Here is a 513-nt window from a genome sequence, read left to right on the forward strand (position 1 = left end):
TTCAGGTGTCGTTTGAGGTTGCCTACACGTTCGGGATTTTTCCTCTTCAGCAATATTTGATAAAGACTGACGGTGGTCGCTATCAGGCCTACGATGTGGCTTGGGATGCGCGTTCAAAAGAAGACGGTGGGCAACGCTGGTACAAATTACTTCCAGATGAAAATACCGGACCTGACAGCCCATTCCACTGGTCACGTCACACTCAAAATTGGAACTCACGTTGTTCAGATTGTCACTCGACGGGTGTCGAACGAGGTTACTCCACTCAGACGAACACGTTTAACACTACGTTTTCTGAGTTAAACGTTGCGTGTGAAGCATGTCATGGGAAAGGGAGCGAGCATGTTCGTCTTGCTCAAAAAAACGGACTGCCAAGTGCGCAGTTTGGCGGATTTGATATGAGTTTGGCTCCGACGTCGCAGTTCAGATTTACCGATGATCGTGATATTGCTGTTCCTTTCGGGACACCTTCTCAAGCTCAGGTAAACGCATGTGGTGGATGTCATTCGAGAC

The 513-nt window shown here is 48.3% G+C and carries 1 protein-coding gene; it reads left to right on the forward strand.

Translation table 11 applies throughout. The annotated features are described in order from the left end of the window. On the forward strand, nt 1–513 hold a 513-nt coding region (locus A3751_RS18765; RefSeq protein ID WP_304439056.1), incomplete at both ends, for a multiheme c-type cytochrome.

The organism is Oleiphilus sp. HI0080 (assembly GCF_001635135.1).